At 54.0% G+C, this 9,455-nt stretch carries 10 protein-coding genes; 6 read left to right on the forward strand and 4 right to left on the reverse strand.

From position 1 onward, the window contains the following. Together C5O24_RS08415 and bioA are read right to left on the reverse strand one after the other, a co-directional pair. The coding region (locus C5O24_RS08415) for an aminotransferase class I/II-fold pyridoxal phosphate-dependent enzyme (protein ID WP_107681699.1) at window positions 1-815 on the reverse strand (815 nt) is incomplete at its 3' end. Then, window positions 803-2,104 carry an adenosylmethionine--8-amino-7-oxononanoate transaminase gene (gene bioA, locus C5O24_RS08420; protein WP_107681700.1) on the reverse strand — a complete coding sequence of 434 codons (1,302 nt, stop codon included), beginning with the start codon at window positions 2,102-2,104 and terminating at the stop codon, window positions 803-805. The genes bioA and C5O24_RS08415, both read right to left, overlap by 13 nt. Before the next feature lie 86 nt (window positions 2,105-2,190). Here bioA and C5O24_RS08425 point away from each other — a divergent pair, with 86 nt between their 5' ends. The 6 genes from C5O24_RS08425 (at window position 2,191) to C5O24_RS08450 (ending at window position 7,293) form a co-directional block, all read left to right on the forward strand. Next, window positions 2,191-2,373 (forward strand): hypothetical protein, encoded by a 183-nt coding sequence (locus tag C5O24_RS08425; protein WP_107035778.1) that lies wholly within the window; start codon window positions 2,191-2,193, stop codon window positions 2,371-2,373. A 144-nt stretch (window positions 2,374-2,517) separates the two neighbouring features. Then, the gene (locus tag C5O24_RS08430; protein WP_107035777.1) at window positions 2,518-3,711 is read left to right on the forward strand and encodes a pyridoxal phosphate-dependent aminotransferase; all 1,194 of its coding nucleotides are present in this window, start codon (window positions 2,518-2,520) and stop codon (window positions 3,709-3,711) included. A 10-nt stretch (window positions 3,712-3,721) separates the two neighbouring features. Continuing rightward, window positions 3,722-5,053 (forward strand): hypothetical protein, encoded by a 1,332-nt coding sequence (locus tag C5O24_RS08435; RefSeq protein WP_107035776.1) that lies wholly within the window; start codon window positions 3,722-3,724, stop codon window positions 5,051-5,053. A gap of 1 nt (window position 5,054) precedes the next feature. Further along, window positions 5,055-5,717 (forward strand): ABC transporter ATP-binding protein, encoded by a 663-nt coding sequence (locus C5O24_RS08440; protein ID WP_237613004.1) that lies wholly within the window; start codon window positions 5,055-5,057, stop codon window positions 5,715-5,717. Then, a complete protein-coding gene (locus C5O24_RS08445; protein WP_107035775.1) occupies window positions 5,714-6,916 on the forward strand; it encodes a transporter in 1,203 nt (400 codons plus the stop codon). The genes C5O24_RS08440 and C5O24_RS08445 overlap by 4 nt, the downstream gene beginning before the upstream one ends. A 191-nt stretch (window positions 6,917-7,107) precedes the next feature. After that, window positions 7,108-7,293, forward strand: a complete 186-nt coding sequence (locus tag C5O24_RS08450) for a hypothetical protein (RefSeq protein ID WP_107035774.1) — start codon at window positions 7,108-7,110, stop codon at window positions 7,291-7,293. Between the two features lie 82 nt (window positions 7,294-7,375). Here the strand turns inward: C5O24_RS08450 and C5O24_RS14005 are convergent, their stop codons facing one another. Further along, window positions 7,376-7,522: a hypothetical protein gene (locus C5O24_RS14005; RefSeq protein WP_161553859.1), complete on the reverse strand. Its 147-nt coding sequence runs from the start codon at window positions 7,520-7,522 to the stop codon at window positions 7,376-7,378. Between the two features lie 46 nt (window positions 7,523-7,568). Beyond that, window positions 7,569-8,702, reverse strand: coding sequence for an ISAs1 family transposase (locus C5O24_RS08455; protein ID WP_107035773.1), 1,134 nt, complete (start codon window positions 8,700-8,702; stop codon window positions 7,569-7,571). Between the last annotated feature and the right edge of the window lie 753 nt (window positions 8,703-9,455).

Consider the following 9,455-nt stretch of genomic DNA (forward strand, 5'->3'; position numbering starts at 1 on the left):
AAGCGGGTCCACTCGGCATTGAGCGGAGGCAACACGGTGGAAAATATCAGGCTGCGTGCATTATTGACCACATAGCTGCGCACACTCTCCTCCATAACCGCGAACGCGCCTATCGAAGCCGCGGCCTTGCCGAATGTACCCACGATCACATCTACATCGCCGGGGCGGTCAAGAGCCATCGTCAGTCCGAGGCCGTCAGGACCGCTGACGGCAAATCCGTGAGCCTCGTCGACATAGAGCATCACCTCGTCATAACGACGCCGGATATCGACAAGCGCATTCATATCGGGGCTGTCGCCATCCATTGAGAACACGCTCTCCGTCACCACCAGTATGCGGTCATATCGCCCCGACTTACTGCGGATTATTGACTCAAGATGCGCCATATCGTTGTGCCTGAAACGTGCCAGATCGGCACCTGAAAGCTTATAGCCGTCAATGATGCTGGCGTGCACGAGTTTGTCGGCCACAATCAGTGTTCCCGCCGGAGCGAGCGCCGCGATCAGGCCGGTGTTGGCATGATACCCGCTGTTGAACAGCAACGCCTTTCGGCCATACATGCGTCCGAGAGCATCCTCCAGTCGGCTGAACGATGCCTGATCCGAGGCAAGCAGCCGCGAGGCCGACGCCGTCAGCGACGGACGCCTGTCGGCCACCATCCGGAAAAAATCGTCCTGAAGTCCGCGGTCGGCAGCAAGCCCGAGATAATCGTTGGAAGTGAAATCAACCAGACCGTCGTCACTCGAATCGGACGGTATGACACGCAGATTCCCGCTGCGAGCCAGCCGTCCGAGGCTCTCCTCTATGCTTTCCATCGTCGCGGATCTTTCAATATGTCTATCATCCGGCCGGTAAGCGTAGCGAGCTCCTCGTCGCTGATCACGTAGGGAGGCATCACGTACACATTGCGCCCGAACGGACGCACCCAGATGCCGCGGTCAACACACTCCACCTGGAATCGCCCTACGTCGACCGGATCGGTCATCTCCACAACGCCTATAGAGCCGAGCACCCTCACGTCGGCCACTCCCTCTATCTCACGCGCCGGAGCGAGCATCGAACGCAGACTCGCCTCCATATCGCCAAGACGCCGCGCCATATCCTGCTCGCGGAGCATCTTGAGCGACTCTATGGCTATGGCACATGCCAGCGGATTGGCCATGAACGTCGGGCCGTGCATCATCACTCCGGCCTCACCGCCCGATATTGTGTCGGCCACTTCACGTGTGGTCATCACAGCGCTCATCGTCAGATAACCGGCCGTAAGCCCCTTGCCGATACACATTATGTCAGGCTCCACACCGGCATGTTCCCATGCAAAGAAGCGTCCGGTTCGCCAGAAGCCCGTGGCTATTTCATCAAATATCAGATACACACCATATCTGTCGCACAGACGGCGCGCCTCCACAAGATACTGCGGGTGATAAAACCGCATCCCTCCCGCGCCCTGAACCACCGGCTCAAGAATCAGCGCGGCGATCTCGTCGGCATGCTCGCGCAGAGTCTTTTCGAGCGGCTCCATCGCTTCCTGACACCACTCCTCGCCGTATTTCACCGAAGGCGACTCCACGAAATAACGGATCGGGAGCGAAGGACCGAAAGCGCCGTGCATGCCCGTCACCGGGTCACATACCGACATCGCATTCCATGTGTCGCCATGATAACCGCTGCGGATTGTCACAAAATTGGTGCGCCGGTGCGAACCGCTCTTTGCCACCGATGCCTGCACGGCCATCTTCATGGCCACCTCCACAGCCACCGAACCCGAATCGGCATAAAACAGATTGTGCATTCCCGGCGGAGCCACCTCCAGCAGAGCCTTGCCAAGCTCTATGGCAGGCTCGTGGGTCAGACCGCCGAACATCACATGGCTCATCCGCTGCAGCTGACTGACAGCGGCAGCGTTGATGCGCTCGTTGTTGTATCCGTGGATTACACACCACCACGACGACATTCCGTCGATAAGCTCGCGTCCGTCGGCCAGACGGATTCTGACGCCATCGGCCGACACCACCTTGTAAGTGGGCAGCGGATCTATCGTCGAAGTATAGGGATGCCATAGATGTTCGCGATCCCAGGCATCATGTAAGAGTGATCGTTCCATTGCGAATGATATTTCACCACAAAAGTAATCAAAAATAGCCGAGCCGTAAAATAAACATGCCACAGCCGACGTTAGATTAACGACACATGAAACAAAAAACCAAGCCCATACACCCGGCCGAAGAGCAATCTCCGGCCAATGACAAGAACCTGTCGCCGGCATCCGACCCACATCCGATGACCATAAGCATCGTCAGGCAGTTTGCCCGCGTATATCACCCCGACGAACGCTACACACCTGCATTCGGCAACGCCATCTACATCAACTGACCCCGAAACATAACCATTTCCGCAGACTGACACTCTACGACTCCTCCCACCCGCCCCGGCAACGACTGCGGCGGGACGTTTTTTGTTTGCGAGTTTAAGCATTAAGTCATAAATTTGTAGTCTTGAAACATAATATTTATCATCATGAACAGAATCTCAACACGCGTAGAGTCGCTCTCGCCCTCACAGACCCTTGCCATGTCGCAGAAAAGTGCCGAACTCAAGGCTGCCGGAGTCGACGTCATCAACCTCTCTGTAGGTGAACCCGACTTCAACACACCCGCCCATATCAAGGAAGCGGCAAAACGCGCCATCGACGATAATTTCACATTCTATACACCCGTACCCGGATACATGTCGCTCCGCAAAGCCATAGCCGACAATCTCAAGGCCACCGACGGCGTCGACTTCGCTCCCGAACAGATCGTGGTGTCAAACGGAGCCAAACAGGCACTCTGCAACGCTGTGCTAGCACTCGTCAATCCTGGCGACGAAGTGATCATACCCACTCCGGCATGGGTCAGCTACGTGGAGATGGTCAAACTGGCCGAAGGCACCAACGTGCTCGTGCCCGCAGGAATCGAACAGGATTTCAAGATCACTCCCGCACAGCTCGAAGCGGCAATAACCCCCCGCACACGGCTCATGATCCTCTGCTCTCCCTCCAACCCCACCGGCAGCGTGTATTCTCATCAGGAACTTCAGGGACTCGTAGATGTGATCAGCCGTCACCCGCAGATCACTGTCATCGCCGACGAGATCTATCAGCACATCAATTTCACCGGCAGCTTCACCTCGCTTTCGGCCTTCCCTGAAATCGCCGACCGCACAGTAGTGATCAACGGCGTATCGAAAGCCTACGCCATGACCGGATGGCGCATCGGATTCATCGCCGCTCCCCTCCCCATAGCCAAGGCCTGCTCCAAACTCCAGAGCCAGTACACCTCCAATCCGTCGTCGGTAGCGCAGAAAGCCGCCGAAGCCGCCTATCTCGGACCGCAAGACTGCGTTGAGGAGATGCGTAAGGCTTTCGAACGCCGCCGCGATCTGGTGGTAAGCCTCGCACGCGAGATACCCGGACTTAACGTCAACTGTCCGCAGGGCGCCTTCTATCTCTTCCCTGAAGTGTCGTCATATCTCGGCAAGAGCTTCAACGGCAAGACCATCGCCACCGACTCCGATCTGGCCATGTACCTGCTCGAAGAGGGACACGTGGCCACAGTGGCCGGATCGGCCTTCTGCCTCCCGGGATACATACGCCTTAGCTATGCGACTTCCGACGATAACATCCGTGAAGCCATGCGCCGCATAGCCGAAGCGCTCTCACGACTGAAATAAACACCGGTTCATGAACATTTTCCGAATCATACTTCTGGCGGCCGTCATAATGATGGCCGCCGCTTGCAAACGCAACGCCGAGCTGCTCGACAGCATACCGGCCGACGCGGATGCCGTGGCACGCATCGATATCCGACGGCTCGCCAGAGAATGCGGCGATGCACTGCCCCACGACATTTCCGACCGTATCCACAGGCTTGAAACAGCGGTAGACCTATCGGAAGTATTCCTCGTGGTCGACGCCGGAGGGCGCGATGTATGGCTCACCGCTACAGTCATCAACAGTGACTCGCTGACAGCCGCTCTCGGACAACCCTCCGACAAGGATGCCGACGGGTTTGTATCATATGCCGGCGGCACTACATTGCCTGAAGCCTACGCCCGCGACGGCCGGATATGGGTAGCAGTCGACCGACAGTCATCCGCCACTCCTGCCGCCATGGTCAGGAAAGCGACAGCCTCCGGCGGCGAAGGAAGCATGGCGAAGGTGCCGGGCACCGGCGACTTCCTGCGGCGTCCGATGATGGCGGGGATTGCCGTCGCAGGCAATGGATTCACCGACCAGTGGCAGTGCATCGAAATGCAGATCCACGACAACGCTCTGGTGTTTGACCATTTCAGGGTCGATCAGCGGGGCATGGTGGCACCTACCGCCGGACTCGAACCCGTCAACACCCGCTTTCTCGACTACGCTCCCCATCCGGCGTCAATGGCGTTTGCAGCCGGAATCGACAAAGACAATGTCGACTGGGACGGCATAGGCAAAGCTATCGGCATGATCGGAGGATTTACCTACTACGGTTTCTACGAATCGATACTTCCTTTTCTCAAAGAGATCGACGGCACAATATCCATTGTGGCGTCACAGCCGGCCGACGGACATCGCGGATCTGTCGACATCTCCACCACCCGATTCATAATCATGGCGCACATGGGTCAGGAGAGCGCACGCAAAGCCATCGCCACAGCCGAAACATATATAGTGCGTCTTGGACTCCCTGTCGACAAAGCTGCCGACGGATCGCTGGCCTTGCGTTACGGCAGCATACATCTGCATGCCGCCTACATCGATGGCTATCTTACGATTTCAAACTTCGTCCCGCACAAATCCGAGCCCTCGCCACAACTTGTCGACGCAATGAAAGGCCATCTCGCAACGGGGCTGCTTGATATAGACCGTGCCACGGTCAGACGCTGGCTGCACACTGCCGACTACGGAGTGAGCATAAAGGCCGAAGCCGGCAACACACACAACACCGTCACACTGCGGCTTACCGAATGCGGCGACACGCCTATACTGCAAGCACTTATCAAAACTTTTGTCCACACCAACAACGACTGACATGATCGCCCAAATAGAGCTGCGCGGACTGGTTCCGGAAGTGTTTGCCCGTGAAAATCCGACGACCGTAAAAGATTCGGGAATCTGGCTGTCGGACAAACCTGTCTCGTTCAGCCGCGGATGCCGTCAGCTCATCGAATCGGCCTCAGGCCAGGGTAAGTCATCGCTTATCAGCTTCATCTACGGCCGACGCACGGACTACCGCGGAATGATCGCTTTTGACGGTACCGACATCCGTGGGCTTGACTCCTCATGCTGGACCGCAATCCGGCGTCGGGCTATAGCATGGCTTCCACAGGAGATGATGCTCTTCCCCGAGCTTACGGCACGTGAAAACGTCGAAATCAAACGCTCCCTCACCGGATGGAGATCCCCGCGATGGGTCGAAGATGCTTTCGAACGCCTCGGCATAGCCGACCGCATCGACTCGCCAGTCGGACACATGTCGGTCGGACAGCAACAGCGCGTGGCTATAATCCGCACCATGGCACAGCCGGCCGACTTCATTCTGCTCGACGAGCCTGTCAGCCACCTCGACTCACAGAGCAACGACTGCGCAGCGTCGTTCATCGAGGAGGAAGCATCATCTACCGGCGCCGGAATAATAGCGACATCGGTCGGCAATCCGCTGGCGCTCGACTACACTTCAATCACACACCTATGACCACCGACCGCAGGATTCTCGGGCAATTGCTCCGCCGCAACATCAGCATTGGCCAACTGGCCGCATTCGCCGCATCAAGCCTCATAGGCCTGGTGATCATATCTACGGCCGTCAGATTCTACACCGACATCACAGCGCCGGCGGCCTCCGACGGCGCCACCGACTTTCTGGTCATATCCCATGGCGTGAAAGGCCTCGGCAGCCTCACCGACGGTACCGACGGATTTTCTGCGGACGAGATCGACCGGCTGCGCCGACAGCCGTGGGTAAAACGCCTTGGCACATTTACCACGGCCGGATTCAGCGTCAGCGCCGGAATCGACATCGGCCCGGGCAACGGCATGTCGACAGCCCTGTTTCTCGAATCGCTCCCCGACGAGTTTGTCGATGCCGATCCCTCGCAGTGGCATTACACCCCCGGAGTGTCGGAAACGGTGCCGATCGTGATCAGCAAAGATTATCTCGCACTCTACAACTTCGGATTCGCAGCTTCAAGAGGACTGCCCCAGATAAGCGATACGATGAGCGGTCTGCTGCCTATAAACCTCACCGTGTCGGGCAACGGACTTCGCCACACATTCAAGGCGCGCATAGCCGGGTTTTCCAACCGACTCAATACCATCGCCGTACCACAGTCGTTCATGGACTGGGCCAACGGAATATATGCCGACGCCGCCGCGCCGCGCACTCCGTCAAGAATCATGGTCGAAACCACCAACCCCGGCGACCCGGCCATTAAAACCTATCTGTCTGACAACGGCTACGAACTCGGAGGCGACAAGGCGTTCGGCGGCCGCGCCTCACAGATAGCCGGAGTGCTGACGGCCATTGTCATTGGGGTCGGCATTGTCATCGTGCTTCTGTCGTTCGGACTGTTGTTGCTGAGTGTATGGCTATTGCTCTACAAAAACCGCTACACCACCACCCTTCTCATGCTCGAAGGATATTCGCCGGCACAGATCAGCGGCTACTACATACGCCTGATCGCTACAGTCAACGCCATACTGCTCGTCATCGCTGTAGTAGCCATGACTGCCATATCACGCCTATGGAGCGCCCCGCTCGCCGGCGCCGGAATCACAGGCGGCTCTCCGCTGACAGCCATTGCATGCGCAGCGGCCATCACCCTACTTCTCACTGCCGGAGCCTTGATAGCTGTCCGCCGCACTATCATCCGATCATTCTCCCCGCGACACTGACCATCTCTCTTCCCTTAAAGGATTCGGAATTGTGATTGACGGCGAATGAATATTAATGAAACATCCACTGTCAATCAGTAGATTACAACAAATTTGAACGTTAATAAATTCATAGGGATTTATTTCAACGCACTTTTGGTTGTGAAAAAAGATATATTTGCACAACGGTATTTTGAAATGCACAATCAACTATGGAAAGAATAACTCTCTACCTCCGCACGACAAAGATGAGCGGTAAAATCAAGCTCCGCTTCCGCCTTACCGAAGGGCGTGAGGTGCTGCTATTTCACAAAAGTCAGATTGACACCGACCTCGCCGACTTGAAGAAGTTTGAGATGGACGGCTCATTGAAGCCTCGTGTCAGTATCTATAACTGAGAAACTCGTATATCGCAATCACTCGGGAAATTGAGGCTATGCGGGAAGCATACAATTTATTGAAAGATGAAAACTCGGTTTTTCAAACCCGAAAACCGAGTTCTTCAAACAAATCGCTAATTTTGCACTTGCCAGTTGAACCTGCAGTAATCACGGCTCTTTCATTTAAGATAAAAATAAAGACATATTTTCCCTTACCCGGTTTGTTGAGAATCGGGTAAATTTCCATGATTGTATTTCAGGCAGTTATCTTTTTCTGAAAATCAGATTTATTTTCATTTCTGGTAAAGAAACCGCATCAATTGGGTAAAGCTCATCGAGACATGACGCATAAGTTCTGCCACGCCTTTTCTTTTGTCAGATCGCTTTTTGCGCAACCCCTTCCATATAGAAAATACAGAGTAGACCATTCTTTGGATTGTGTCAAGGTTGCGGGCGGCCTTTGCCGACTTGCGCTTCACCTTGTCTTGCAGCAGATTTACATCCAGTCCCCAATGCATACTTTCTATCGACCAGTGATGGCGCACAATGGAACCCAGGAAAGGAGTGTCTGCCGGCAGACTGCTCACATACAGACGCTTTTCACGTGTATGTTTTGCGGTCGTCTTTCTGACGGTCTCGGCCTCGTACTCTATAATCGTCATGTTTCCGCCCCATTTCTCCTTGTCGGCAATAATTTCGAGTCCGTCATATATGTTGTATGTTCTTGTCTCGATTCTTCCATGACCGAGTTTGGGACCTTCCGTATAAGAATGTAGCGGCTTATACTCTTTGAGTCTGTCTTCCACTCCGTAACGCAGCGAAGGCTGGTTGGCCTTGAGCTCAATGAGAAAATCCGCACCTTTACCACTTATCCTGTCTATGATGTCCTTTTGCATGGCCATGGCGTCGGCTGTCACAATCTTTCCGGCAATATTGAGTTTGTCGATAAGCTGTGGGACTGCCTTTATTTCATTGCTTTTCTCCTGACAGGCCTCTGTAGCCAGCGTTATGCCTGTGTTGAACGAGTAAGCCGACACGATATCAGGATTTCGCCCGTTCGCCAGAACTGTGCCTCGCTCGGCCTTGCCGTCAACACAGATTATCTCCCGCCAGGATCGGCTTCGCAACTGGGCATGAAACACTTCGACAAATTCCTGCATCCTGTCGGCCATGGCGCAGTCATTGATGCCGTTATCCACTCGGCAAAGGGTCGCTTCGGACGGCACCCCATTTTTCAACATCCCCATTTTGCGGAACCTTTTGATATTGTGTTTGCCGAAAGCAATTATATCGGCACGGCCGACAAATCCAGAGGCACGGCCAAGTACCATCAGCATTATGATATCACGGAGTCTGTGACGGTGGTTTCCTTTGCCTGTTCTGCGGAAATCGGGCACTGACGAGGCAAAATCAACCAGTCTGTCCATGATGCTGCCCGTAGGGTAAAAACGATGTTTCTTTTTAATATATGTTAAGTCGAAAATGTTGCATATCAAGCAAATAATGCGTATTTTCGCGTAGCGAAAATCGAGGCGGAAGAGCCTTCACGGCCACTCCGCCTCTTTTAAAATTAAAATCTTATGATAAAGAAACACCGAAGGCGGTGCTTCGGCATCGCTATGTGCAAAGGTAGACATTTTCGCTATAAAATACCACTATTTCTGTAAACTTCGGCCGATCTTAAATGAAAGAGCCGTGAACCTGCGTAAACTTTTTGACGGAATATAGTGTTGGAATTTTGTGATGAACAAAATATTTACTATCTTTACAAACACAAAGGGTAGTTTCCCTTGAAAGAAATCTCGTGCCAACGAGTGCAGAGCGGAGCTTGCTCCGGCTATGCCGAGTGCAGCCGAGATTGCCGTAAGGAAATACTTCGCTTGCGCGAGCAACGATTTTAGGGATCGGTTTCGCCCAGTCGGAAAGAGCAGTCGAAAGATCGCTCTTTTTTATTGCGGTATTACTTTCTGCCCCAACAGCACTCCGTTGTCTTGGAAAATATTGTGCTTTACATAAACGTACTTCCAACAACTATAGACTTATTAAAATCTAATTTGGAAACTTATGACATTCAAAGAAATCAAAGATTTGGTCATAGCAGAATATGACCGACGTCAACTAGTGGCTAATGTGAGATATAAAGCATTGGATGATTTCGAGGACATGCTAAAGATCAATGA

Origin of the sequence: Paramuribaculum intestinale, from assembly GCF_003024925.1 — a bacterium.
GTDB classification, from domain to species: Bacteria; Bacteroidota; Bacteroidia; order Bacteroidales; family Muribaculaceae; genus Paramuribaculum; species Paramuribaculum intestinale.

Bases quoted from the DNA above. Each gene is read 5' to 3' on its own strand.
- bioA (WP_107681700.1), bottom strand. From the start codon at position 2,104: ATGGAACGATCACTCTTACATGATGCCTGGGATCGCGAACATCTATGG.
- C5O24_RS08425 (WP_107035778.1), top strand. From the start codon at position 2,191: ATGAAACAAAAAACCAAGCCCATACACCCGGCCGAAGAGCAATCTCCG.
- C5O24_RS08430 (WP_107035777.1), top strand. From the start codon at position 2,518: ATGAACAGAATCTCAACACGCGTAGAGTCGCTCTCGCCCTCACAGACC.
- C5O24_RS08435 (WP_107035776.1), top strand. From the start codon at position 3,722: ATGAACATTTTCCGAATCATACTTCTGGCGGCCGTCATAATGATGGCC.
- C5O24_RS08440 (WP_237613004.1), top strand. From the start codon at position 5,055: ATGATCGCCCAAATAGAGCTGCGCGGACTGGTTCCGGAAGTGTTTGCC.
- C5O24_RS08445 (WP_107035775.1), top strand. From the start codon at position 5,714: ATGACCACCGACCGCAGGATTCTCGGGCAATTGCTCCGCCGCAACATC.
- C5O24_RS08450 (WP_107035774.1), top strand. From the start codon at position 7,108: ATGGAAAGAATAACTCTCTACCTCCGCACGACAAAGATGAGCGGTAAA.
- C5O24_RS14005 (WP_161553859.1), bottom strand. From the start codon at position 7,522: ATGGAAATTTACCCGATTCTCAACAAACCGGGTAAGGGAAAATATGTC.
- C5O24_RS08455 (WP_107035773.1), bottom strand. From the start codon at position 8,702: ATGGACAGACTGGTTGATTTTGCCTCGTCAGTGCCCGATTTCCGCAGA.